19 protein-coding genes are annotated in these 24,458 nt (G+C 65.4%); 15 read left to right on the top strand and 4 right to left on the bottom strand.

From position 1 onward, the window contains the following. From HMPREF1316_RS04985 to HMPREF1316_RS04960, 6 genes are all read left to right on the top strand, one after another. Entirely contained in the window at positions 1-1,335 is a 1,335-nt protein-coding gene (locus HMPREF1316_RS04985) for an ABC transporter substrate-binding protein (RefSeq protein WP_084620858.1), read from the top strand. Next, positions 1,335-2,207 carry a carbohydrate ABC transporter permease gene (locus HMPREF1316_RS04980; RefSeq protein WP_021725926.1) on the top strand — a complete coding sequence of 291 codons (873 nt, stop codon included), beginning with the start codon at positions 1,335-1,337 and terminating at the stop codon, positions 2,205-2,207. The genes HMPREF1316_RS04985 and HMPREF1316_RS04980 overlap by 1 nt, the downstream gene beginning before the upstream one ends. Then, complete coding sequence (locus HMPREF1316_RS04975) at positions 2,207-3,058, top strand: carbohydrate ABC transporter permease (protein WP_021725856.1); 852 nt, start codon at positions 2,207-2,209, stop codon at positions 3,056-3,058. The genes HMPREF1316_RS04980 and HMPREF1316_RS04975 overlap by 1 nt, the downstream gene beginning before the upstream one ends. A 112-nt stretch (positions 3,059-3,170) precedes the next feature. After that, positions 3,171-5,369: an alpha-galactosidase gene (locus HMPREF1316_RS04970; protein ID WP_021725928.1), complete on the top strand. Its 2,199-nt coding sequence runs from the start codon at positions 3,171-3,173 to the stop codon at positions 5,367-5,369. 15 nt (positions 5,370-5,384) lie between these two features. Next, entirely contained in the window at positions 5,385-6,962 is a 1,578-nt protein-coding gene (locus tag HMPREF1316_RS04965) for a UDP-glucose--hexose-1-phosphate uridylyltransferase (protein WP_021725860.1), read from the top strand. Continuing rightward, entirely contained in the window at positions 6,959-8,209 is a 1,251-nt protein-coding gene (locus tag HMPREF1316_RS04960) for a galactokinase (protein WP_021725865.1), read from the top strand. The genes HMPREF1316_RS04965 and HMPREF1316_RS04960 overlap by 4 nt, the downstream gene beginning before the upstream one ends. Here the strand turns inward: HMPREF1316_RS04960 and HMPREF1316_RS04955 are convergent. From HMPREF1316_RS04955 to HMPREF1316_RS04945, 3 genes are read right to left on the bottom strand one after another with little or no spacing between them, the layout of a single operon-like run. Beyond that, positions 8,206-9,975, bottom strand: coding sequence for a glycoside hydrolase family 13 protein (locus HMPREF1316_RS04955; RefSeq protein WP_021725904.1), 1,770 nt, complete (start codon positions 9,973-9,975; stop codon positions 8,206-8,208). The genes HMPREF1316_RS04960 and HMPREF1316_RS04955 overlap by 4 nt on opposite strands. After that, the gene (locus HMPREF1316_RS04950; RefSeq protein WP_021725874.1) at positions 9,972-10,586 is read right to left on the bottom strand and encodes a metallophosphoesterase family protein; all 615 of its coding nucleotides are present in this window, start codon (positions 10,584-10,586) and stop codon (positions 9,972-9,974) included. Before HMPREF1316_RS04950 ends, HMPREF1316_RS04955 begins: the two co-directional genes overlap by 4 nt. Further along, positions 10,583-12,625, bottom strand: a complete 2,043-nt coding sequence (locus HMPREF1316_RS04945; RefSeq protein WP_051332917.1) for a BMP family ABC transporter substrate-binding protein — start codon at positions 12,623-12,625, stop codon at positions 10,583-10,585. The genes HMPREF1316_RS04950 and HMPREF1316_RS04945 overlap by 4 nt, the downstream gene beginning before the upstream one ends. Before the next feature lie 134 nt (positions 12,626-12,759). Here HMPREF1316_RS04945 and gtfA point away from each other — a divergent pair, with 134 nt between their 5' ends. Next, positions 12,760-14,190 carry a sucrose phosphorylase gene (gtfA, locus tag HMPREF1316_RS04940; RefSeq protein ID WP_021725934.1) on the top strand — a complete coding sequence of 477 codons (1,431 nt, stop codon included), beginning with the start codon at positions 12,760-12,762 and terminating at the stop codon, positions 14,188-14,190. Positions 14,191-14,271: 81 nt separating this feature from the next. Here gtfA and HMPREF1316_RS04935 read toward each other — a convergent pair whose 3' ends face one another. After that, positions 14,272-15,621, bottom strand: a complete 1,350-nt coding sequence (locus HMPREF1316_RS04935; RefSeq protein ID WP_021725762.1) for a C1 family peptidase — start codon at positions 15,619-15,621, stop codon at positions 14,272-14,274. A 160-nt stretch (positions 15,622-15,781) separates the two neighbouring features. Here HMPREF1316_RS04935 and HMPREF1316_RS04930 point away from each other — a divergent pair, with 160 nt between their 5' ends. The 8 genes from HMPREF1316_RS04930 to trpA all read left to right on the top strand — a co-directional run bounded on the left by HMPREF1316_RS04930 (position 15,782) and on the right by trpA (position 24,375). Next, positions 15,782-17,182, top strand: a complete 1,401-nt coding sequence (locus tag HMPREF1316_RS04930) for a CCA tRNA nucleotidyltransferase (RefSeq protein ID WP_021725859.1) — start codon at positions 15,782-15,784, stop codon at positions 17,180-17,182. A gap of 602 nt (positions 17,183-17,784) precedes the next feature. Further along, a complete protein-coding gene (locus HMPREF1316_RS04925) occupies positions 17,785-19,287 on the top strand; it encodes an anthranilate synthase component I family protein (RefSeq protein ID WP_021725937.1) in 1,503 nt (500 codons plus the stop codon). Beyond that, positions 19,284-19,856 carry an anthranilate synthase component II gene (locus HMPREF1316_RS04920; RefSeq protein ID WP_021725788.1) on the top strand — a complete coding sequence of 191 codons (573 nt, stop codon included), beginning with the start codon at positions 19,284-19,286 and terminating at the stop codon, positions 19,854-19,856. Before HMPREF1316_RS04925 ends, HMPREF1316_RS04920 begins: the two co-directional genes overlap by 4 nt. A 33-nt stretch (positions 19,857-19,889) precedes the next feature. Then, a complete protein-coding gene (trpD, locus tag HMPREF1316_RS04915) occupies positions 19,890-20,912 on the top strand; it encodes an anthranilate phosphoribosyltransferase (protein ID WP_021725879.1) in 1,023 nt (340 codons plus the stop codon). Further along, entirely contained in the window at positions 20,912-21,718 is an 807-nt protein-coding gene (trpC, locus tag HMPREF1316_RS04910) for an indole-3-glycerol phosphate synthase TrpC (protein WP_040651428.1), read from the top strand. Before trpD ends, trpC begins: the two co-directional genes overlap by 1 nt. After that, positions 21,715-22,389 carry a phosphoribosylanthranilate isomerase gene (locus HMPREF1316_RS04905; protein ID WP_021725812.1) on the top strand — a complete coding sequence of 225 codons (675 nt, stop codon included), beginning with the start codon at positions 21,715-21,717 and terminating at the stop codon, positions 22,387-22,389. The genes trpC and HMPREF1316_RS04905 overlap by 4 nt, the downstream gene beginning before the upstream one ends. After that, positions 22,386-23,585 (top strand): tryptophan synthase subunit beta, encoded by a 1,200-nt coding sequence (trpB, locus tag HMPREF1316_RS04900; RefSeq protein WP_021725920.1) that lies wholly within the window; start codon positions 22,386-22,388, stop codon positions 23,583-23,585. The genes HMPREF1316_RS04905 and trpB overlap by 4 nt, the downstream gene beginning before the upstream one ends. Continuing rightward, positions 23,578-24,375 (top strand): tryptophan synthase subunit alpha, encoded by a 798-nt coding sequence (gene trpA, locus HMPREF1316_RS04895; RefSeq protein WP_021725819.1) that lies wholly within the window; start codon positions 23,578-23,580, stop codon positions 24,373-24,375. Before trpB ends, trpA begins: the two co-directional genes overlap by 8 nt. Positions 24,376-24,458: the final 83 nt, after the last annotated feature.

Genomic DNA, 24,458 nt, shown 5'->3' with positions numbered 1-24,458 from the left:
ATGACGAGACACGATGACAGGACAGTTCCCGTCACCTCGGGAGGGCCATCACTCACCAGGCGCTCCCTTATGAGGCTTACCGCCAGCATGACCGCCGTGGGAGCAAGCGTCGGGCTGTCCGCGTGCGGACCCTCCTCCGGCAGGACCGAGATCGAGGTCATCCAGTACAAGCCCGAGGCAGTCAAGGTGTTCGAGGAGCTTGAGGGAAAGTTCAATGCCACGCATGATGACATCCACCTCACCATCACCTCGCCCAACGATGCCATGACCGTCATCAAGACGCGCTTCATCCGTGAGGACTATCCGGACATCATTGGCATCGGTGGAGATATCAACTACTCCAACTTCGTCGATGCCAACATCCTGGCGGACCTGTCGGACTATGCGGGCCTTGACAACGTAAAGCAGTCCTATCGGGACATCCTCGAGAGCCTGGAGTATGTGCCCACGGAGGGAAGCTTTGGCGTTCCCTACATGTCCAATGCCGCGGGCATCCTTTACAACCGCCAGATGTTCGAGCAGCATGGTTGGGCCCTACCCGGAACCTGGACGGAGCTCTGCGAGCTCTGCGAACGCATTCGGGGGGAGGGGGTTCTCCCCATCTACTTTGGCTTCAAGGATACCTGGACCTGTGCGGCGCCGTGGAACGCGCTAGCCGTCGAGCTGGCGCCGATCGATCTCTACCAGCAGGTCAACGAGGGGAGGGCCACGTTCTCCGACTACTACCGTGAGCCTGCGGAGAAGTTGCTCAAGCTCTGTACCTATGCCGAGGACGGTCCGGTGGCCTTTGACTACAACTCCGCATGCACGGCCTTCGCGAACGGCGAGGCGGCCATGTACCCCATCGGCTCCTATGCGGTCCCTCAGATCCTCTCGGCCAACCCTGACATGGACATCGACTCCTTTGTGATGCCGGGATCCGATGACACGGACAAGCTCGTGCTCAATTCGGGGGTCGACCTCCAGTTCTGCGTGTGCGCTGCCTGCAGGGACAAGGAGGCCGCCTATGAGGTGCTCGACTTCTTCCAGGAGCATGGCTCTCAGCAGGGATATGTGGACGAGCAGAACGCCGTGCCCTGTTCCACGGGCGACTTCCGGCTGCCAGGCATGCTGGACGGCATGAGGGACTACATCAATGATGCCAAGGTCGCCGACTACCAGGACCATCACTATCCCGACGAGATGTCCGTCCCGGCCATGCTGCAGACGCTTGTCATCGACGGTGACGTCGATGCGTTCCTCGCAAAGTTCGATGCCGATTGGACACGCTACAACCGTGATGTCATCCGTAAGGTCCAGGAGTACAGCCAAGCGCATGGCCAGGGAGGCAACTGATGGGCAAAGAGGAGAGGGCGCAGGAGCGCTCGACAGACAGGAGCAGGACCTTCCGGTGGATGCTCGTTCCCATCCTCATCCTGTTCTTCGTGTTCAATACGGTGCCGCTCATCCAGGGGTTCGTCTACAGCTTCACCAACTTCAAGGGCTACGGCAGCTTCGAGTGGGTTGGCCTCAGGAACTACGCCGACCTCTTCACGGACGGTCGCGTGGGTAACTCGTACCTCTTCACCTTCAAGCTGGCCATCGTCACGACCATCGTCGTGAACGTGCTGAGCCTCATCCTGGCGCTCGCCCTCAACGGCAGGATTCGCCTCAAGAGCACGCTCAGGGGGCTGTACTTTGTGCCCGCCATCCTGGGATCTTTGGTCGTGGGCTATGTCTTCAACTACTTCTTCACCTACATCGTGCCCTTTCTCACCAAGGCGACCAGCATGCTCGCTGACAGGAACACTGCCTGGATAGCCGTCGTGATCGTGTGCGCCTGGCAGTCCATCGCCATGAACACGATCATCTACATCGCGGGCCTGCAGACGGTGCCCGAAGACGTGTACGAGGCGGGCGCGCTTGATGGCGCGACGGGCTGGAACAGGTTCCGCCACCTCACGTTTCCGCTGATCATGCCCTTCTTCACGATCAACGTGGTCCTGTGCATGAAGAACTTCCTGATGGTGTTCGATCAGATCCTCTCCCTGACCTCCGGTGGGCCTGCCCAGTCCACGGAGTCCATCTCGTACCTCATCTACAACAATGGCATGTCCGGGGGGCAGTTTGGCTTCCAGAGTGCCAACGCCGTGCTGTTCTTCATCGTCATCGTCGCCATCTCGGTGTTCCAGATGAGGGTTCTGGGCACCAGGGAGGAGCAGCTGTAATGTCTGCACACGTCAAGGACGCTCGAGAGCGTACCAACTGGCCCGTCACCGTCCTGCTCGTCCTGGGGCTCGTGACCATCCTGTTCCCGCTGTACATGACCATCGTCATCGCCTTCAAGCAGCCCAGCGAGATGACGAACGACATAGGGGGCATCCTGTCCCTGCCCAAGGTCTGGAGCTTTGACAACTTCGCCCAGGCCATCGAGGTCACCGACTTCTGGGGCGCCCTCGGTGCGAGTCTCGTCATCACGGGCGTCACCGTTGGGCTCGCCATTGTCATCCACTCGCTGGCAGGCTATGCCATAGCGCGCAACATGCAGGCGAAGCGCTGGTTCAAGTGGTCGTACTACTACATCGTGAGCGGCATGTTCGTGCCCTTTGCCATCCTCATGATGCCGCTCATCAAGCAGACTGCATACCTACACATCGACAACATCGTGGGTGTCATCATTCTCTACGTGGTGTTCTACATGCCCATGAACGTCCTTCTGTACACCGGCTACCTCAAGAACATCCCCCTGGCCCTCGAGGAGGCCGCCCATGTGGATGGCGCCTCCACGTGGTCGACGTACTGGAGGATCATCTTCCCCCTCATGAGGCCCATGCATGCGACCGTTGCCGTCATCACGGCCCTCAGCGTATGGAACGACGTCATGACACCGCTGGTCATCATGAGCGGTTCGGGCATCGTCACCCTGCCCCTCGCGCAGCTGACGTTCCAGACGCAGTTTGGCACCAACTACAACCTGGCCTTTGCCTCGTACCTGCTGGCGCTCCTGCCCATGCTGGTCTTCTACGTCTTCGCCCAGAGGCAGATCATCAATGGCGTCGTGAACGGCGCCGTGAAGTAGGGCCGAGCCAGGGGCGTGCAACGACGCGCGCGGACGGCAGGCGCGTCTATCCCCGTACGTACCTTTTCGCAGCGTGTTCGCCTGTCGCAAAGACCAACCCCGAGGAGGGACGATGCCCATCGTCGTTGACGAACAGAGCAGCACGCTGACCCTCGTCACAGACCACACGAGCTATCAGATGCAGGTGGATATGATGGGCTATCTGCTGCATCTCTATTGGGGTCCCAGAAGCAGAGGCTGCATGGACTATCTGCTGACCTATGCGGATCGAGGCACCTCGGCCAATCCGGCGGTGGCCCATGACAGGCGCAGCTACTCCCTGGATGCGCTGCCCCAGGAGTTCCCCTTTGCGGGTGGGGGCGATTGTCGCAGCCCCCTGCTCCGCGTGCGGGACGCGCGGGGGGCCTTCGGGTGCGACCTGCGCTTTGCCGGGTTCGAGATAGAGGAGGGCAAGTACGCCCTTCCGGGCATGCCCGCCGTGTACGCCGAGCCAGGGGACGGTGCCCAGACGCTCAGGGTGAGGCTGCACGACGTCCGCCTCGGCCTTGAGGTGGAGCTGCTCTATGGCGTGATGCCACACCAGGATGTCATCTGCCGTGCCACACGCGTGACGAATGCCGGCGGCGCGGGCGTGACGATTGACAAGCTGCACAGCGCCTGCCTGGACTTCGTGCATGGTGACTTTGACCTCATGAGCTTCTATGGGCGCCATGCCATGGAGCGTCAGCCTCTGCGTGAGCATCTCGATCATGGCCTGCATGTCATAGGCAGCAGGCGGGGCACCTCCTCGCACCAGTACAATCCCATGCTCATCCTCTCCGACCATACGACATCCGAGACGGCAGGACGCTGCTGGTCCATGCAGTTCGTCTGGAGTGGCTCCTTCCGTGCGGAGGCGGAGCGTGACCAGTACGACCAGACGCGCTTGCAGATGGGGCTGGCGGAGGAGACGTTCTCCTATCCGCTTGCCCCCGGTCAGAGCGTGACCAGTCCCGAGATCATCATGAGCTTCACCGATCGGGGCTTCGAGCGGCTCTCACACAGCCTCCATGACATCATCCGCACGCGCGTGTGCCGGGGCTGGTGGAGGGACAGGGTGCGTCCCATCCTCCTGAACAGCTGGGAGGCCTTCTACATGGACTTCAGTGGGGATGACATCGTCTCGCTGGCCAGGCGGGCAGCCGAGCTTGGCATCGACATGCTGGTTCTGGATGACGGCTGGTTCTCGCGGAGGAGCACGGACGACAGGGCGCTCGGCGACTGGTGGGTCAACGAGGAGAAGCTTGGCGGGACGCTGAGGGACCTCATCGGGCGCGTGAACGACCTAGGGGTCAGGTTTGGCATCTGGATGGAACCCGAGATGGTGAGCCAGGACAGCGACCTCTTCCGCGCCCACCCCGATTGGGCGCTCACCATTCCCGGCAAGGAGCCCGTGGTGGGCCGTAGCCAGCTCGTGCTCGACTTCTCGCGCCCCGAGGTCGTGGATGCCCTGTTCGATCAGGTCTGCAGGCTCCTTGACCAGGGAAACATCGAGTACCTCAAATGGGACTACAACCGTTCGATCATCGACGTGTACTCTCCGTGCGCCAAGGACCAGGGTAGCGTTACCTACGACTACATGCTGGGCCTCTACGACATGCTCGAGCGCATCACCGCCCGCTATCCCAAGCTGCTCATAGAGGGCTGCGCCGGTGGGGGCGGACGCTTCGACGCGGGCATGCTCTACTACACGCCACAGATCTGGTGCAGTGACAACACCGATGCCATCGATCGGCTGAGGATCCAATACGGCACCTCGTTCGGCTATCCCTGCTCTGTGGTGGGGTCGCACGTCTCTGCCTGTCCCAACCACATGAGCGGACGCAGCGTGCCGCTTTCCACACGCGCCTGCGTGGCCATGGCCGGCACCTTTGGCTTCGAGCTCGACCTCGCCGAGCTGCCCGCGGAGGCGCATGACTCCATACGCGGACAGGTGGGGGACTTCAGGCGCTATGCCTCCCTCGTTCAGCGGGGGAGGTACTACCGCCTCACCGACCCCCTGCGCGATGCCGTGACGGCCTGGGAGTTTGTGGCTCCTGATGGCTCGGAGGCGCTCGTGAGCGTGGTCATGAACAGGATGGAGGTCAACAGGGGGTCGCTCTATGTGGTACCACGGGGGCTCACGCCGGACGTGCTCTACAGGGACGAGGAGACGGGCGGGATCTATCCGGCCGATGCCCTCATGTGCATGGGGGTGCCGCTCCCATCCGGCCTGCATGAGTATCAGAGCCACAGGTACCACCTGCTGCGCTGTGACACATGCGGCGGCTGAGGGAGGAGGAACGCTGTGAGTGTGACCGATGGGGATGCACGGGCTTCCAGGGACGTCGAGGGTACCGTTCTCGAACTCGTCTCGTATGGGGTCGAACGGGGGCTGATGAAGGAGGACGACCGCACCCTTGTTGCCAACCAGCTGCTGGATGTGCTTGAGGCGAGGCCCTCCGCGACGTTCGACCCTACGGCGACGGTCACGGCCCGCCCGCTGGAGGACATGTTGGCGGACCTCTTGGACGACGCCGTTGCGCATGGGGTCATCGAGGACGGCATCACACGGCGCGACCTGTTCGACACGCGTCTCATGGGTTGCCTCACGCCACGTCCGAGCGAGGTCATCCGTACGTTTTGGCAACGCTACGAACGGTCCCCCGAGGCCGCGACCGACTACTTCTATCGGTTGGCTCAGGACTCCGACTACATTCGCACCTACCGTGTGGCACGAGATCTCACCTGGGTGGCGAAGACCGCCTATGGCAACCTCGACATCACGATCAACCTCTCGAAGCCCGAGAAGGATCCACGCGCCATCGCGGCTGCCCTCAAGGCGGGGGCAGACGGCGAGCGCTACCCCCGCTGCCTGCTCTGTCCCGAGAATGTGGGCTATGCGGGTGCGCTCGATCGCCCAGCGCGCCAGACCATCAGGCTCATCCCGCTCACGTTGGGCGGAAGCCAGTGGTTCCTGCAGTACTCGCCCTACGTCTACTACAACGAACACTGCATCGTGCTCTCACGCGAGCACACCCCCATGCTCATCGATCGACAGGCCTTCGTGCGCCTGCTCGACTTTGTGCGGATGTTCCCCCACTATACGGTGGGATCCAATGCCGACCTGCCCATCGTGGGCGGTTCCATCCTCACGCACGAGCACTTCCAAGGTGGCCGCTATGAGTTTGCCATGGCACGCGCGGCGGCACGTGAGCGGCTCTCGTTCGTGGGCTTTGATGACGTGCATGCCTGTGTGGTGGACTGGCCGCTCTCGGTGATCAGGCTCGATGGTGCGAATCCGGCACGGCTGGTCGAGCTGGCGGATCGTGTCCTCACGACCTGGCGCGCCTATAGCGATGAGTCGGCTGGCATCCTGGCCGAGACGAACGGCAGGCCCCATAACACCATCACGCCCATCGCGCGCCGACGTGGGGACGACTATGAGCTCGACCTCGTGTTGCGCAACAACCGCACGAGCGAGGAGCACCCCCTGGGAATCTTCCACCCACACGCAAAATACCATCACATCAAGCGCGAGAACATCGGCCTCATCGAGGTCATGGGTCTTGCGGTGCTGCCTGCGCGTCTCAAAGGGGAGATGGCGCGGGTGCGTGAGGCCATCTGTGCGGGCGAGGACGTCTCGTCGATTCCTGGGGTCTCGGACCATGCCCCATGGGTAGGCGAGGTCTTGACGCGCCATCCCGAGATCGGCAAAGGTGCAGATCCCGCAGTGGTGGGCGCGGTCCTCAAGGAGGAGATAGGGCTCGTCTTTGCGCTGGTGCTCGAGAACTGCGGCGTCTTCAAGGCGGACGAGGCTGGTCGGACAGCCTTCCATGCCTTTGTCGATACGGTCAACCGCTGGCACGGAGAGGGGCAACGATGAGGGTTCCCACCATTGAGGAGCTGGGCAGGGTCTATGGCAATGGGGCGGTGGGTGCCCTGCCGCGCTTCGAGGCGCTGGCCGGTGCCTTCGAGGAGCGCTTCGGCGTGCCGACGGATGCGGTCTCGTACTTCTCCGCACCGGGTCGCACGGAGATCATCGGCAACCATACCGACCACAACGGGGGCAAGGTTCTGGCGGCAAGCATCACCATGGACAGCATCTGCGTAGCCGTCCCCGCGACAGGATCGCAGGTGCGCATCGTGAGCGAGGGCTACGACGAGCCCATCGTCATCGCCCTGAACCATCTGGACGAGGTCAAGCCAGGGCCTGGGTCCATGACGCTCGTGGCGGGCATGCTGGTGGCGCTCAGGCAGGCGGGCTTCACGGTGGGTGGCCTCGATGCCCATGTCTCCTCCGAGGTCATTCCCTCGGCGGGTGTCAGCTCGTCCGCCTCGTTCGAGATGCTTGTCGGCACGGTCGTGAGCCATCTGTTCAACGGGGGAGGCATCGATTGCGCGACCATCGCGCGTGCCGGACAGTTTGCCGAGAATCATTTCTGGCTCAAGGCATCGGGCCTCATGGATCAGATGGCCTGTGGTGTGGGGGGCACGATTCTGCTTGACTTCTGCGACGGCGCCCGGTACCAGAAGGTCAGGTTCAGCCTTGACGACGTGGGCTACGACCTCGTGATCGTGAACACGGGCAGGGGACATGCGGATCTCTCCGCCGAGTATTCTGCGATTCCCGATGAGATGCATGCCGTCGCCCATGCCCTTGGCGTTGAGCAGCTCTGCCAGACCAGTGAGGATGCCTTGCTTGAGGCCCTGCCGCACCTGCGGAGGGAGCTGGGATGTGACCGCGCCATCCTGAGGTCGTTCCACTTCTTCGAGGAGTGCAGGCGTGTGGACGAGGCTGCCGCCGCACTTGGTGCCGGAGACGAGGGGCGCGTACTCGATCTCATGCGCGCATCTGGCAACTCCTCCTGGAAGTGGCTGCAGAACACGGTGGTCCCGGGCTCTGCCCAGGACCAGTCCATCCCGCTCGTGCTTGCACTCACGGAGCTGTACCTGAGACGTATTGGCTCTGGCGTGTGCCGCGTGCACGGCGGGGGCTTTGCGGGCGTCATCATGTGTGCGCTCCCCAAAAGGGAGACGGCAGGTTACGTGGACTTCATCTCCTCATGCGTCGGCCGCGAGAACGTGCACCCCATGGGCATACGCCAGGCGGGAGCGGTACGCATCTGTTAGCCCTTGGGGTCACCAGCCGCCGTGCAGACGGCCTCGAGCTCCCCGTACGTCATGGCATGTGCGATGACGATGGACTCATAGGGCCTGAGCGCCAGACGTCCGTCGGCGCACTTCCCTGTGGGCCCATCCGGGTAGTTGGAGAGGAGGAGCGCGCCATCGTCGCGATAGGCGACAGGCAGCCCCACCGTCGTCCCGTGTGCGCAGAAGTTGCAGGCAACCAACAGACCCTGCTTGTCGAGGACGCGCTCGTACGTGAGGCTCTCCTCGTTCGTGGGGTCGAGCATGCGGAACGTCCCGTGCACGATGAGGTCGCTCGCATGGCGCAGGGCGATGAGCATACGATAGAACGCGAGCACGGAGTCCGTGCGTCCGCGCTCCTCCTCCATGTTGACGGACGGGTAGTTGGGGTTGACGGGCATCCAGGGCGTCCCGCAGGTGAAGCCCGCCTCGTGCCCAGCGTCCCACTGCATGGGCGTGCGGGCGTTGTCGCGGCTGCGTGCCCTGAGCGCCGCCAGTGCCTCCTCGTCCCCCTCGCCGCAGTCCTCCCTGAGCATGCGCCAGGCGTCCTTTGACTCCAGGTCCCTGAAGTCGTCGATGCACGCAAAGGGGTAGTTGCACATGCCCAGCTCGTCGCCCTGAAAGATGTAGGGCGTCCCCTTCATGAGCATGAGACAGCAGGCAAGCATCTTGGCGCTCGTCTCGCGCCACTCATCGCTGTCGAAACCCCAGCGTGACACGGCACGGGGCTGGTCGTGATTGCCCCAGAAGAGGCTGTTCCATGCCCTGCCCTCGAGGCCCTCCTGCCAGCGCCTCACCGTCTGCTTGAGCTCGCTCAGGCGTGGGCGGGCGCAGGTCCACTTGCCATGCGTGGCGTCATCCCCCAGGCTCGTGTGCTCGAACTGGAAGATCATGTCCAGCTCGCTGCCGTCGAGGTTCGCATAGCGGCAGGCCTCCTCCATGCCCACGCCAGGGCACTCGCCGACGCACATGGTGTCATGCCCTGCCAGTGCCCGCGTACGCATCTCACGCAGGTACTCGTGCTCGTGCGGGCCACTCGACGGGATGGTGTCCATGGCGTAGCCGCTGGGGCCGGGGGTGCCGTCCTCGAACGTCGGCCCCTTGGAGATGAGGCTGATGACATCCATGCGGAAGCCATCCACGCCCTTGTCCAGCCACCAGCGCATCATGGCATACACGTCATCCCTCACGGCGGGGTTGTCCCAGTTGAGGTCCGGTTGCTCCTTGGCAAAGAGGTGCAGGTAGTACTGCTGGCAGGTCTCGTCCCACTCCCAGGCGCTTCCGCCAAAGCACGAACCCAGGTTGCTGGGTTCGTGCCCATCGACGGCAGCGCGCCAGATGTAGTGGTCGTGCAGGGGGTTGTCCCGGCCCGATCGTGCGGCCACAAACCAGGGGTGCTCGCTTGAGGTATGGTTGACCACCAGGTCCATGACCACACGGAGCCCGAGCCCATGGGCCTGGGCCAGGAGCTCGTCGAAGTCCGCCATCGTGCCAAACTCCGGCGCGATGCCTTGATAGTCACTGATGTCGTAGCCCATGTCCACCATGGGCGAGCGGTAGATGGGCGAGAGCCAAAGCACGTCAACGCCCAGCCACGCCAGATAGGGCAGGCGCCTGATGATGCCGCGCAGATCGCCCACGCCATCGCCGTCGCTGTCCTGGAAGCTCCGAGGCCAGATCTGATAGACGACCGCGCGTTGCCACCAACGCTCCGTCGTGAGGGATTGCGGGACCGTGTCGACTGTCATGGCTGCCTCTCCTGTCTCCTTGGGAACTCGATGAGCTGGGAGCCGCACACGTTGATGATCCTCGTGCCGCTGGGGTGTATGAGCTCCCGTTGGATGCGGCCGTACTGCACGTGGATGTGCCCATGGAGCATGAGCGTGGGCCTGTACCGGTTCAGGGTCTCGTTGAACGCCTCGAAGCCATGATGTGCCAGGTCATCGAGATCCCCATAGCCACGGGGTGGTGCGTGGGTCACCAGGATGTCGACACCTTGGGCAAGCTCGGACCTCACCTTGAGCTTGCGCATGCGCCTGCGCATCTGCGCCTCGGAGTACAGGAAGGGGCCCACGCGATAGCGCATCGCCCCGCCCATCCCAAAGACGCGCAGCCCCCTGTCCTCCCAGGGCCTGCCATCGATGCTCGTGCATCCCCCGGGCGCGCGCGTCAGGTACGCCTCGTCATGGTTGCCCGGCACATAGAGCAGGGGGACGTGCGCCATGGTCACGATGAACTCCAGATAGTCCGCCGAGAGGTCGCCACAGGAGATGATGAGGTCGGCCTCGTCGAGGCGATCCCGATCGAGGTACTCGTACAGCCAGGGCTCCTCCACGTCCGATAGGGCAAGTATCCTCATGTGGTCGCCCCGCCCTGTCGGTATCCGTCGTCCTGGGGGCCGCATGGGTCGTCATGGTTCCGTACGCCCGCCAACGAGGTGCGCAGAACCGCCTCGTCGGGTGGGATGTCGATGACGCCGCTGATGCGGACCATCGCCTTTCCCTGGTCGGTGAGCTCATCGTAGGAGGGGAGGCTCCCCTCCACGTTTTGGGCGAGCCACCGCATACTGGCGATCTGTGCGTCCGAGAGCGATGATCCCTCATGGCCGAGGGATCCCTGCCGCGTGTCGATCACGCCCCCGAAGGGGGAGAGCATGCCCTTGACGATGGCCTCCTTGAGCAGCGTCGCAAGTGTGTGCGAGCCGCGGGGCAGGTCGTCCATGAGGCGAATGTCCACGGCGCCCGTGCCCATGCCCCACCAGTAGTTTGTCGGCCTACGACGCACGGAGCCGCCCCGCTGCCAAAGGTCCTCCATGAGGTAGCGACTGACCAGCTCATAGCAGCGGCCCCATCCCCAGAGAGGGTAGGCGAGCATATGGGGCCCATCGCCCGTCTCGCGCCAGATGCCAAACGAGGCCAGACTCGACGTGGGGTCAAAGTAGTCGCTGCCCGAGATGACGCGGGCGCCCTCGGCGAGCATGTCCTCACGCCAGCCCAAGCCACGGCCCCGTACGGACGCCCACCTCAGGTGTATGCGTGCCTGGGGATCAATCAGCTGGGCGCCCAAGGCAAACGCGTTGACCTCTGCCACGCTGCCATAGACGGGATAGCTGGCAAGGTAGCCAATCTGATGGTTCTCCGCGGCACTGGCCGCCAGTGCCCCTAGGATGAACTTGGGCTCGTACATCCTGCCATAGAGCGTGCGCACGCGCGCGCTTGCCAGATTGAGGGAACAGTTGAGGAACTCCAGGGCGGGGTGCGTGATGGCGGCCGTGAGAGTCAGCTCCATCTGTCGGGGCGACGTGGTGACGATGAGGTCATCACCATCGGCAACCGCAGCGTCGATGGCCGCCGCGAAGCGCTCGGGACGGTCGCAGTCGTAGAAGGGCACGGTCTCGATCTGGTCACCCAGCTGCTTCTCGAGATATGTGCGGCCATCGTCATGCGCGAGTGTCCAGCCCGAGACCAGAGGGTCCCCCTCGTACAGGAAGGCGATGCGCAGGGGCGCACGCCTGCGCTCGGTCCCCTCATGGACCCTCACCAAGCTCGACACCATGCGGGACACGGCGCCCGTCTCGGTCTTTGGGACGTCCACGAAGTCCACATCCTCCTCGCCCATGCCGAGGGCCAGCTCGTCCCAGATGGCACCAAGGTGCTCGTCGATGCGCGCGGGAGAGCACTCGTGCAGGGCGGCGGGGCCAAAGACCTTGAGATAGATCAGCAGCGCGTCCCCATCCGTGAGGTCCACGGGAGCGGCCTGCCCCGCCCTATGCCAGAAGCGCTCCCTGAAGGTCACCGCAAACGCGTGGAGGTCGCGGACGTCGTCCTCGGGCCACGGCTCCGTGAGCGTGTGACCCAGCTCGCGGGCGAGCAGCGCATAGGAGCCTTCGCGCGTGAAATTGATCCCATACAGGGGACAGACCTGCCAGAAGTCAAGGAACTCCCGGTACAGGCGGTAGGAGGGGTCACGGGAGGGATGGGGCAGCAGACGCGTGACCTCGGCGTGCACGGTGGGCGTCCCCAGAAACTTGCCTACGGAGACACGCTTGTTGCCCTCCAGGACATAGAAGTGCTGGAGGTACTCATAGACGCGGATGGGCTCGCGGATGCCCTCGGCGACCTGGGACTCGCAGAGGGCCTCCCACTTTCCCGCGAACTCGCTTCCCGCGTCTGCCAGTGGCATGAAGCTCCGGGAGAAGACATTCTGCCTGCCGCGCGTGCGTGTGCCAATGACCAGGTAGAGGGGGATCTCCATGGTCCCCAGGGGTACCTCGTGCATGGTGGCGACGCTGTCCACCATGCCCTCGAGCGCGGGCAGATAGGGGTATGCCCCCCGTGCGATGTCGGAGCGCGCCTCTCGCCGTCCCCTGCTGTGTGCCCTGTGGTAGTAGTCCGCCATGCCTGCCCCTTTGGATGAGTCTCCCACGCCCCTGAGACGACAATCTGGAATCGATTCCATCATAATCAAAGCAGGGCGCTCGTGCCCCTGCAGCATCGATGTGTGACCCACGTGTCAGGTTGGAAGGGACCCCCATGAAGCTCAACAACAAGATCATGCTCATCACCTATGCTGACAGCCTCGGCAAGGACCTCACGGACCTGCGCGAGGTGCTCGACAGCCACTTCGATGCGGCCGTGGGCGGGGTGCACATCCTGCCGTTCTTCCCCTCCTCGGGAGACCGCGGCTTCGCCCCCCTGCGCTACGACGTGGTGGACGAGGCCTTTGGCAGCTGGGACGACATCAGGCGCATCGGCGAGCGGCGCTACCTCATGTTCGACTTCATGATCAACCACATCTCGCGCCACAGCCCCTACTTCGAGGACTTCATGGCCAAGAGGGACGCCTCGGAGTTTGCCGACTTCTTCATACGCTACAAGGACTTCTGGGCGGCGGAGGGCGGCTTTCCCACGCAGGAGCAGGTGGATGCCATCTACAAGCGCAAGCCGCGCGCGCCCTACGTGGACGCCACCTTCGCCGACGGCTCCACCGAGAAGCTCTGGTGCACCTTCGGCGAGGAGCAGATCGACATCAACGTGAGAAGCGAGCGCGCCCAGCGCTTCTTTGCCGAGACGCTCACCACCATGGCCGAGAACAACGCCAGCATCATCCGCCTGGACGCCTTCGCCTATGCGGTCAAGAAGCCCGGCACCAGCTGCTTCTTCGTCCAGCCCGAGACGGGTGAGCTCCTCGAGGCCATGCAGCGCATCATCGAGCCCTATGGCACCATGGTGCTGCCCGAGATTCACGAGCACTACACGATGCAGATGAGGGTCTCAAAGATGGGCTACTGGGTCTACGACTTCGCCCTGCCCGTGCTCACGCTGCACGCCCTCTACGACGGGGACGCCACCTACCTTCAGAGGTGGCTCGAGATGAGCCCCGCACATCAGTTCACCACGTTGGACACCCACGATGGCATCGGGATCGTGGACGTGAGGGACCTCATGCCCGACGACGTCGTGGATGCCACGAAGGAGAAGATGTTCTCCGAGGGCGCCAACGTCAAGAAGGTCTACAACACCGAGGCCTACCACAACCTGGACGTCTACCAGGTGAACACCACCTACTACTCGGCGCTCGGCAACGACGATGACGCCTACCTGCTCGCCCGGGCCATCCAGTTCTTTGCCAAGGGCGTTCCCATGGTCTACTACGTGGGCCTGCTGGCGGGCAAAAACGATCTCGAGCTGCTCGAGGCCACCAAGGAGGGGCGCAACATCAACCGCCACTACTACAGCCGCGAGGAGATCGACCGCGAGGTGGAGCGTCCGGTGGTGCGCGAGCTCATCAGGCTCATGGAGCTGCGCAACAGCCATCCCGCCTTCGACGTGGACGGAGGCTTTGAGGCCACGATTCCCGAGGAAGGTAGGCTCTCCATCCACCGCACCTCTGCCGATGGCGGCGCCTGGGCCCAGCTCGACGCCGACCTGGCCCATCGTTGCTTCGGGATCTCGCACTCATAGGGAGCCGTGGCAGGAGGCCGCCTACCGGAACGGCGCCGCAGGGGTTCCCTGCGGCGCCGCCGTGCGCCGTGGCGTATGGTGCTAGTGCGCGAGCGATCCCATGGGATCCCAGGGCAGAAGCTCGATGGGCTTCGCGTCGTAGGCGGCGCGCTCCTCGTCGGTGAGGTATTTCCTGTCCACGACCACCTGGTAGACGTACTCGTCGAACCACGCATCGGAGAGGGTGTCGAAGCCGTCGCGGCCGTGGTCCTTGCCCCAGCTGTTCTCCACCTTCCACATGACGGGCGTACCGGCGTCGTCCAGGCGCACGCCCTCGAGCACCATGGCGTGGGTCATGAGGCTCTCGCCATAGTCCAGGCGCTCGCCCCTGTCGAGTGCGCCGGCCACGGGGAAGCCCATGAGCGTGTCGATGTCGATGGCCGCCGGATCCATGATGCCCTCGTCGCGCAGGTAGCTCTGATCGACGTCACAGCCAAACCACACGGGCAGGCCGTCCTTGAGCTGGGCGATGGCCACGCGCTTGAGCTCGTCGATGGGGAGGTTGAGGTGGCGCACGGTGCCATCCTCCCACACGTTGCCCAGGCGGCTCACGGTGAAGCTCCTGTGGTAGGGCTTGTCGGCGGTGGGGGCGCTGATGAGCGAGACGTAGTCGTCGAGCTCCATGCCCACGGCCGCCTCGAAGAACTCCTGGGGCGTGAAGGTGCCACAGAGCACGACCTTGTCGTCCTTGTCGCGCAGGCGCACGTCAAAGTGGAGGGGAGGTTCGCCCAGGCAGGTCACGAGCAGGTGATAGACCTCGTCCATCATCTCCTTCTTCATGGCGCGCAGGTCATCCTCGCCGGTGCCGGAGGCGGCCGTCTCTCTCAGGCGCCTGGTGGCGCCACGCAGGTAGCGCGTGAGATAGGCGTCCATCTCGTGCGTGTTGCGCGAGCAGGCGGTCTCGGGCATGGCCTCCTTGGGCACCACGCCGTACTTCCTCACGAGGCTCCGGAACATGTCCCACTGCCCGCCATCGCCGATGGGGTCGGACAGGAGGTGGGCCATCAGGCGGTCGCCAAGGGGCTCGTCGAGCGTGTCCAGGATGTTCTCGAGAAACCAGTTGCTCTTCTCGAGCTTGTCGAAGAGGAGGGGGTAGGCCTGCGAGAGCTCGAAGGTCTTGAGGTTGAACCTCTTGATGGTGCGGTAGCGCATGGTGTTGAGGCTTGCGAACATCCAGCAGCGGCCGGAACGTTCCTGGTCGGTGCGGTCTCCCTGGGTGACCTCGATGTCGAACTGAAGCGTGTTGTTGGCGATGGCCTCGGGCACGCGTGCGGCGGTGCGGATGCCGGCGGAGCTTACGGCATTCTTGGCGACGACGCTGGTACGGTCGGTGTCGAAGGCCTCGCGCGAGGCCGTGATGTCGTCGGGGGTGATGCTCTTCATGGTGTCCACAGGGACTCCTTTCGGATGGTGGAAGGCGGACGGGCGTACATGTCGAGGATAGCGCACGCGCCGTGACCAGGCTCCGCCGGCTGGCCGCGCCGAGCGCTATACTCAGGGCACCTTCTACCCCTTTGGCGTCACTGCGTGCCACCTGTCTTGGAGAGGCCTCATGACCCCGTCCGCCGCCGAGCTCGCCCACGGTCTGCCGCCCGCCGCCCGCCGGGTGCTCTGCGTCCTTGAGGCGGCGGGCTTCGAGGCGTGGGTCGTAGGCGGTTGGGTGCGTGACGCGCTGCGGGGCGACACCGCACACGATGTGGACGTCACGGCGAGCGCGCCCTGGCAGGAGACGGCTCGCGTGGCGCGATCGGCAGGCCTCGTCGTGCACGAGACGGGCTGTGCCCACGGCACGGTGACCGTGGTGGCCGATGGCATGCCCATCGAGGTGACCACCTTCCGCCAGGAGGGCGCCTACAGCGACCATCGCCATCCCGACAGCGTGAGCTTCGTGGACGACGTGCGGCTCGACCTTGCGCGACGCGACTTTACCATCAATGCGATGGCGTTCCATCCCGAGCGTGGTCTGCTTGACCCCTTTGGTGGGAGGGCTGACCTCGCCCGTGGCGTCATCCGTGCGGTGGGGGAGCCGGCGCTCCGCTTTGGCGAGGACGCCCTGCGCGTGCTGCGTGCCGTGCGCTTTGCCTGCCGCCTGGGCTTTGTGGTGGAGCCCGCCACCCAACGGGCGCTTGAGGTGGCCGCGCCAGAGCTCGCCCATGTGGCACGGGAGCGCATCGGACAGGAGCTGGACGGCATCGTGAGCTCGGGCCGGGCGGGCTGGGCGCTCGAGCATGAGACGGCGGTGCTCGTGGCCGCGCTGCCGGAGCTGGAGTCCTGTGTGGGCTTCGACCAGCGCAGCCCCTACCATGCCTTTGACGTGCTCACCCATACGGCCCACGTGTGTGCTGCGGTGGAGGAGTTCACCTGTGGGCTGGCGTCACGAGAGCTGAGGTGGGCGGCGCTCCTGCATGACATCGCCAAGCCCGAGACGTTCACGCTGGATGCCAAGGGCAGAGGCCACTTCTATGGGCATCCCAGGGTCGGGGCCCAGGTGGCGCGTGGGGTGCTCAGGCGGATGGCGCTCTCCAGCGAGGTCGTCGATCCCGTGGTGGCGCTCGTCCGCCGCCACGACCACGTGACGACGGCAAGGCGCTCCTCGCTGAGGAGGCTCCTGATGCTGCTCGACCGTGCCTGTCCCGGTCGTGCGGCGGAGCTGGCCTTCGAGGTCATCGACCTCAAGCGGGCGGACGCCGTGTCCAAGGCCCCCGCTGCCGCCGGCTATGCCGTGGAGCTTGACCGCGTCACCAGGGCACTGCGTCGGGAGCTTGCGTCGGGCGGTTGCTATCGCGTACGCGACCTGGCCGTGGGCGGTGCGGACGTCATAGGCGAGCTGGGCCTGGCGCCGGGTCCCGCCGTGGGCGACGTGCTGGCGGGCCTGCTCGAGGCCGTCATAGGCGATGAGGTTCCCAACGACCGAGGTGCCCTTCTCGCCTATGCCCATACGCTTCGCAGGTGAGTCGTTCGCATTTCTCGGCGGCATCCGACCGAGTCGTTCGCACTTTCCGACGACGCTAGATTGAGTCGTACGCATTTTTCTGAGAACTGCATCTGCAAATGCGCAGTTCATCGAGGTGCATACTCACTTTTCGGTGAGAAAGCCCGTGATATTTTGCATACGACTCCCACCAGGAATGCGTACGACTCGTGGGCGTGGCCGGACGTCGCCTATGGAATTGTTTCGCGTTGGATACGTGTGCGCCGCTGGGGGTGGCGCGGCGTGGCTCCGTGCCGTACACTGCTCGCCAATCGAATAGCTCCACCAAACCTGTGAGGCGGAAGGTAGACGTCGCACGCGCGTACAGAGAGTCCGGGCAGCTGAGATCCGGGCCGAGATGCGGGGCGTCGAGTGGGCCGCCGAGGGCGCAGCGAACGGGCCTTGCCCCAGTAGCCTGCGACGTCTGGCACGCGTGAGCTGCCAGGGATGTGTCGGCATCCCGCAAAGTGCACGGATAACCGTGAATCAAGGTGGCACCGCGAGCCTCAGAGCCCGTCCTTGACGTTCTGTACGCGCAGTTCGTTGGGGACGGACTTTTTTCGTCCCCGAAAGGAGGCCTACCGATGCATCCCTCCCTTGCCGAGGTCAAGGAGATTGCCGCTTCGGGCCCCTACTGCCGGGTGCCGGTGCGACGCGAGCTCTATGCCGATGCCTTCACCACCATCGAGGTGTGTCGGCGCCTGCGTGCGGTAAGCCATCACGTGTTCCTGCTCGAGAGCGCCGAGCCCGACCAGCACCTGGGCCGCTACTCCTTCATCGGCTTCGATCCCAGCCGGGAGATCACCTGCCTGGATGGCGAGCTGCGCGTGCGCACCAACGTGGAGGGCGGCGAGCCCACCCTCGAGGTGCGCCAGGTGGAGCACCCCGGCACCTACCTGCGCCAGGTGCTCGCCGAGCACCGGGCACCGCAGCTTTCCGGCTTCCCACCGTTCTGCGGTGGCCTCGTGGGCTACTTCGCCTACGACTACCTCAAGTACGCCGAGCCCACCCTGCGCCATCCGGACCTCGCACACGAGGACTTCCTCGACATGGACCTCATGCTCTTCGACAGGCTCGTGGTCTTCGACTCCTACCGCCAGCGCGTCGTGCTCATCGCCAGCGTGGACGTGACGGGCGACGACGTGGCGGTCGCCACCTCCTATCAGGCGGCCGCACGTCAGCTCGACGCCCTGGAGAGCCTCATCAGGAACGGTGAGAGCGCGGAGTTCGATCCGCTCCGCCTCGAGGGCGACCTCACGCCGGAGCTCTCCGAGGCGGAGTATGTGGACATGGTCGCCACGGCCAAGCACCACATCCATGAGGGAGACATCTTCCAGGTGGTGCTCTCGAACCCCCTGCGCGCGCCCGCCACGGGCAGCCTCCTCGACACCTATCGCGCGCTGCGCAGCATGAACCCGTCGCCGTACATGTTCTACTTCACGAGCGATGACATCGAGATCGCCGGCGCCTCGCCCGAGACGCTCGCGCGCCTCACCGACGGGCGGCTCTTCACCTATCCCCTGGCGGGCACGCGGCCACGTGGCGCCACGCCCGAGGAGGACGCGCGGCTCGAGGAGGACCTGCGTGCCGACGAGAAGGAGCTTGCCGAGCATAACATGCTCGTCGACCTGGGGCGCAACGACCTTGGCCGCATCGCCGCGCTGGGCTCCGTGCACGTGGACGCCTACCACCAGGTGTTGCGCTTCTCGCACGTGATGCACCTTGGCTCCACGGTGTCCGCAACGATCGATCCACAGGCCGATGCCGTGGACGCCGTGGACTCCATCCTGCCGGCGGGCACCCTCTCGGGGGCACCCAAGCTGCGCGCCTGCCAGATCATCCAGGACCTCGAGGGCGCCAAGCGCGGCATCTACGGCGGGGCGATCGGCTACCTGGACTTTGCCGGCAACCTGGACACGTGCATCGGCATCCGTCTGGCCTACAAGAAGAACGGCCAGGTGTGCGTGCAGTCCGGCGCGGGCATCGTGATGGACTCGGTGCCCGAGCGCGAGTACCGCGAGTGCGTGAACAAGGCGCGCGCCGTGGTGGAGGCGCTGCACGAGGCGGAGGGAGGGCTCGACCGATGATCGTGCTCATCGACAACTACGACAGCTTCTCGTTCAACCTGTACCAGCTCCTGGGTGCCGTCCGTCCGGACATCAGGGTCGTGCGCAACGATGCCCTGGCGGTGGATGAGCTCGCCGCGCTCGCGCCCGCGGCCGTCGTGCTCTCGCCGGGTCCGGGACGACCGGCTGCGGCGGGCATCTGCGAGGACGTGGTGCGTCGCCTGACGGGGAGCGTGCCCATCCTGGGGGTCTGCCTGGGCCATCAGGCCGTCTGCGAGGCGCTGGGCGGCGTCGTCACCTATGCGGCGGAGATCATGCACGGCAAGGCATCCCCTGCGCACGCCCGCGACGACTGCCCGCTCTTCGACGGCATCGCCCAGCCCATGCAGGTGGGACGCTACCATTCGCTCGAGGCGGACGCCACGCGCCTGCCCCCGTGCCTCAAGGTGACGGCACAGACCGAGGATGGCGCGGTCATGGCCGTGCAGCACGTGGAGCACCCCACGTTTGGCCTGCAGTTTCATCCGGAATCCATCCTCACGCCCGCAGGCGCACAGTTGGCCAGGAACTTCCTGGCGCTCGTGCGCTAGCCATCGAGCCATACGACGAGAAGGGACATGACCATGATCAAGGAAGCCATCGACAAGGTCGTCCAGCACGGAGACCTCAGCTACGACGAGGCCTACCAGACGATGGGCGAGATCATGCGTGGCGAGACCACGCCCACGCAGAACGCGGCATTCCTCGCGGCGCTCTCCACCAAGAACACCCGGGCCGAGACCATCGAGGAGATCAGCGGCTGTGCCTGCGCCATGCGCGAGATCGCCACACCCGTCGAGCATCCGGGCGTGGAGACCCTCGAGATCGTGGGCACGGGCGGTGACCGCTCCAACACCTTCAACATCTCCACCACGGCGGCCCTCCTCTGCGCCGCGGCGGGCGCCAAGGTCACCAAGCACGGCAACCGGGCGGCCAGCTCCCAGAGCGGCACGGCCGACTGCCTGGAGGCCCTGGGTGTCAACCTGGACCAGGACCCGGGCAAGGTGCGTGCGGAGCTCGACGGCTGCGGCCTGAGCTTCCTCTTCGCCCAGAAGTACCACCCCGCCATGAGGTACGTGGGCCCCATCCGCAGGGAGCTGGGCTTCCGCACCGTCTTCAACATCCTGGGCCCGCTCACCAACCCCGCCAGGCCTCGCTTCTTCCTTTTGGGCGTCTACGACGGCTACCTCTGCGAGCCCTTGGCCAACGTCCTGTCCGACCTGGGCGTGCGCCGTGCCTTCGTGGTCTATGGCGAGGACCGGATGGACGAGATCTCCATCTCGGCGCCCACCAAGGTCTGCGAGCTCAGGGATGGCTACTACCGTACGACCACCATCACGCCCGAGCAGTTTGGCCTCACGCGTGCCCAGAAGTCCGCTGTGATGGGTGGCACGCCCGCCGAGAACGCGCAGATCACGCGCGACATCCTTGCAGGCGAGGAGACGGGGCCGAAGCGCGATGTGGCCGTGCTCAATGCCGGCGCGGCCCTCTATCTGGCCGAGCGGGCTTCCACCATCGCCGACGGCATCGCACTGGCCCAGGCGCAGATCGACTCCGGTGAGGCCACCAGGACGCTTGGGGCCTTCGTCAGGGAGAGCAACGCGTGATGGCAGAGAACATCCTCCAGACTATCGCCGCACACAGCCGCCGGCTCGTGGCGGCGGCCAAGCTCCGCGTGAGTGAGGGCGAGCTGGTCGAGCGGGCGCAAGCGCTGTCCCCAGGAGATCCGCGTGCCTTCGAGCGTGCGCTGTGCGGGCCGGGTCTCTCCCTCATCTGCGAGGTCAAGCGGGCCTCCCCCTCCAAGGGCCTCATTGCGCGGGACTTCTCGCCAGTGGACATCGCCCGCACCTACGAGGAGGCCGGTGCCGATGCCATCAGCTGCCTCACGGAGCCCCGGTGGTTCCGGGGGTCCCTCGACCACCTGCGGGAGATTGCCGCGACGGTGCCCGTGCCCGTCATGCGCAAGGACTTCGTCGTGGACGCCTACCAGCTCTATGAGGCAAAGCTCGCCGGCGCCAAGGCGGTGCTGCTGCTCACCGCCATCCTGGACGATGAGGAGCTGGCGCGGCTGATGGCGCTGGCCGAGGAGCTGGGCCTGGGCACGCTCGTGGAGGTCTACAGCGCCGAGGAGGTCCGGCGTGCCGTGGGCGTGGGTGCCCGCGTGATCGGCGTCAACAACCGCGACCTGCGCGACTTCTCCGTGGACTTCGGGAACGCACGGCGCATGCGCGCGCTCATCCCCTCCGATGCCGTCTACGTGGCCGAGAGCGGGGTGGGGAGCTTGGATGACGTGGCGACCATCGCCCGCATGGGCGCCGACGCCGCGCTGGTGGGGGAGTTCCTCATGCGTGCCGAGGACAAGGTATCCCTGCTCGCCCAGATGCGCACCGTGGCGGGAGGCGAGGCACGATGAGGGACGTGAGCGCGGCGCGCGATCGCGCCCACGAACTCCTTGCCACGGTGCGGGATGGCACGCCAGGGGCTACGCACGTCAAGCTCTGCGGCATGTCCCGCGAGGCGGACATCACCGCCGTCAACGAGGCCGCGCCCGACCTCTGCGGCTTTGTCGTGGACTTCCCGCGCTCGCATCGCAGCGTCTCGCCGGAGCGCCTGCGGGAGCTGGTGGCGGGCCTGGAAGCTGCCATCTGTGCCGTGGGGGTCTTCGTGGACGAGGAGCCCGAGCGGGTGGCGGCGCTCACGCAGGGGGGCATCGAGGTGGTGCAGCTGCACGGCGGTGAGGACGAGCGCTATCTCGCGCGCCTGCGCACGCTCACGGATGCCCCCATCATCCAGGCATTTCGCGTGCGCACGAAGAGGGATGTGGAGCGGGCGAACGCCTCCGGGGCCGACCTCGTGCTGTTGGACAACGGCTGGGGCACGGGGGAGCGCTTCGACTGGGCGCTCGCTGGCGGCATCCGGCGTCCCTTCATGCTCGCGGGCGGGCTCACGCCCGAGAACGTGGGGGAGGCCGTACGCACCTTCTCACCCTGGGGCGTGGACATGAGCTCTGGCATCGAGACGAACCGACACAAGGACCCACAGAAGATCAAGGCGGCGGTGGCCGCAGTGAGGAGCGCACGATGAGCAACTCGCCCGACTCGCGGGGGCGCTTTGGCATCCACGGAGGCCAGTACATCCCCGAGACCCTGATGAACGCGGTGCTGGAGCTGGAGGAGGCCTACGACCGGTACAGGGACGACCCCGCCTTCGTGGCCGAGCTCGAGAACCTGCTCAATACCTACGCGGGTCGTCCCAGCCTGCTGTACTGTGCCCGGAACATGACGCGCGACCTTGGGGGCGCCAAGGTCTACCTCAAGCGTGAGGACCTCAACCACACCGGTGCCCACAAGATCAACAACGTGCTGGGACAGGCCCTGCTCGCCCAGCGCATGGGCAAGACGCGCCTCATCGCCGAGACGGGTGCCGGTCAGCATGGCGTGGCAACCGCCACGGCCGCGGCCCTCTTCGGCATGGAGTGCGTGGTCTACATGGGCGTGAAGGACATGGAGCGCCAGGCCCTCAACGTGTATCGCATGCGCCTTCTGGGTGCGGAGGTGCGCGGGGTCTCGTCGGGCACCGGCACCCTCAAGGACGCCGTCTCCGAGACCTTCCGCGAGTGGACGAGCCGCATCGACGATACCCACTACTGCCTGGGATCTGTCATGGGGCCACACCCGTTTCCCACGATGGTGCGCGACTTCCAGGCCGTCATCTCGCGCGAGGCGCGCCAGCAGTGCCTGGAGGCCGAGGGCAGGCTGCCCGACGCGGTGCTGGCCTGCGTAGGCGGCGGTTCCAACGCCATCGGCAGCTTCTACCACTTCATCGATGACGAGGGCGTGCGTCTCATCGGCTGCGAGGCGGCCGGTCGTGGCGTGGACACCACCGAGACGGCAGCCACCATGTCCGTGGGGTCGCTCGGCATCTTCCATGGCATGAAGAGCTACTTCTGCCAGGACGAGTACGGGCAGATCGCGCCCGTGTACTCCATCAGTGCCGGCTTGGACTACCCGGGCGTGGGGCCTGAGCACGCTATGCTGCGCGACTCCGGCCGCGCGGAGTACGTGCCCGTCACCGATGACGAGGCCGTGGACGCCTTCGAGTACCTGAGCCGCACCGAGGGGGTCATCCCCGCCATCGAGAGCGCCCATGCGGTGGCCCACGCCATCAAGATCGCGCCCACCATGGACAAGGACCAGGTCATCATCGTCACGCTCTCGGGCCGTGGCGACAAGGACGTCGCGGCCATCGCCCGCTATCGGGGAGAGGATCTTCATGACTAGCATCGCCTCCGCCTTCACCGCTGCCGACGGCAGCCGCGCCAAGGCCTTCATACCGTTCATCACCTGCGGTGACCCCACCATCGGGATCACCGAGGAGCTCGTGGTTGCCCTGGAGCGCGCCGGGGCCGACCTCATCGAGCTGGGCATCCCCTTCTCCGACCCCACGGCGGAGGGCTCCACCATCCAGGAGGCCAACATCCGTGCGCTCAGGGGTGCCGTGACCACCGATGACGTGTTTGCGCTGGTGGCGCGCCTGCGCGCGCGGGGCGTGCGGGTGCCCCTGGCGTTCATGACCTATGCCAACGTGCTCTTCTCCTACGGGCTCGAGCGCTTTGCCGCCCGCGCGGCCGGGGCGGGTGTGGATGGCGTCATCCTGCCCGACGTCCCCCACGAGGAGAAGCCCGAGTTCGCGGAGCCCCTAGCGGCTGCGGGCCTGGAGCTGGTCTCGCTCATCGCGCCCACCTCGCACGACCGCATCCGCGAGATCGCGGCTGATGCCCAGGGCTTCGTCTACATCGTGAGCTCACTGGGCGTGACGGGTGTGCGCTCCCGGATCACCACGGACATCGATGCCATGGTCGCCCTCATCCGCGAGGCAAACCCGAGCGTCCCCTGCGCCGTGGGCTTTGGCATCTCGACGCCCGAGCAGGCGGCCATGATGGCCGCATCGTCGGACGGTGCCATCGTGGGCTCCGCCATCGTGCGGCTCGTCGCCGAGCACGGCAAGGGCAGCGTGCCGGTGGTGGAGGAGTACGTGCGACGGATGGCCGAGGCCACCCATCAGGCATAGCGGGGGCACTTGCGGTGCCGTGTGCCGGCCCGTGGTGCCCGCTGGCGCAGGCTGCCTTGTGGCGGGCACCCGTGCCAGGGCGG

It is taken from the genome of Olsenella profusa F0195 (assembly GCF_000468755.1).
Classification (GTDB): Bacteria; Actinomycetota; Coriobacteriia; order Coriobacteriales; family Atopobiaceae; genus Olsenella_F; species Olsenella_F profusa.
This window is presented reverse-complemented; position numbering and strand designations above follow the sequence as displayed.

Coding starts and splice junctions, on each gene's coding strand:
- HMPREF1316_RS04985 (WP_084620858.1), top strand. CDS start 1: ATGACGAGACACGATGACAGGACAGTTCCCGTCACCTCGGGAGGGCCA.
- HMPREF1316_RS04980 (WP_021725926.1), top strand. CDS start 1,335: ATGGGCAAAGAGGAGAGGGCGCAGGAGCGCTCGACAGACAGGAGCAGG.
- HMPREF1316_RS04975 (WP_021725856.1), top strand. CDS start 2,207: ATGTCTGCACACGTCAAGGACGCTCGAGAGCGTACCAACTGGCCCGTC.
- HMPREF1316_RS04970 (WP_021725928.1), top strand. CDS start 3,171: ATGCCCATCGTCGTTGACGAACAGAGCAGCACGCTGACCCTCGTCACA.
- HMPREF1316_RS04960 (WP_021725865.1), top strand. CDS start 6,959: ATGAGGGTTCCCACCATTGAGGAGCTGGGCAGGGTCTATGGCAATGGG.
- HMPREF1316_RS04955 (WP_021725904.1), bottom strand. CDS start 9,975: ATGACAGTCGACACGGTCCCGCAATCCCTCACGACGGAGCGTTGGTGG.
- HMPREF1316_RS04950 (WP_021725874.1), bottom strand. CDS start 10,586: ATGAGGATACTTGCCCTATCGGACGTGGAGGAGCCCTGGCTGTACGAG.
- HMPREF1316_RS04945 (WP_051332917.1), bottom strand. CDS start 12,625: ATGGCGGACTACTACCACAGGGCACACAGCAGGGGACGGCGAGAGGCG.
- gtfA (WP_021725934.1), top strand. CDS start 12,760: ATGAAGCTCAACAACAAGATCATGCTCATCACCTATGCTGACAGCCTC.
- HMPREF1316_RS04930 (WP_021725859.1), top strand. CDS start 15,782: ATGACCCCGTCCGCCGCCGAGCTCGCCCACGGTCTGCCGCCCGCCGCC.
- HMPREF1316_RS04925 (WP_021725937.1), top strand. CDS start 17,785: ATGCATCCCTCCCTTGCCGAGGTCAAGGAGATTGCCGCTTCGGGCCCC.
- HMPREF1316_RS04920 (WP_021725788.1), top strand. CDS start 19,284: ATGATCGTGCTCATCGACAACTACGACAGCTTCTCGTTCAACCTGTAC.
- trpD (WP_021725879.1), top strand. CDS start 19,890: ATGATCAAGGAAGCCATCGACAAGGTCGTCCAGCACGGAGACCTCAGC.
- trpC (WP_040651428.1), top strand. CDS start 20,912: ATGGCAGAGAACATCCTCCAGACTATCGCCGCACACAGCCGCCGGCTC.
- HMPREF1316_RS04905 (WP_021725812.1), top strand. CDS start 21,715: ATGAGGGACGTGAGCGCGGCGCGCGATCGCGCCCACGAACTCCTTGCC.
- trpB (WP_021725920.1), top strand. CDS start 22,386: ATGAGCAACTCGCCCGACTCGCGGGGGCGCTTTGGCATCCACGGAGGC.
- trpA (WP_021725819.1), top strand. CDS start 23,578: ATGACTAGCATCGCCTCCGCCTTCACCGCTGCCGACGGCAGCCGCGCC.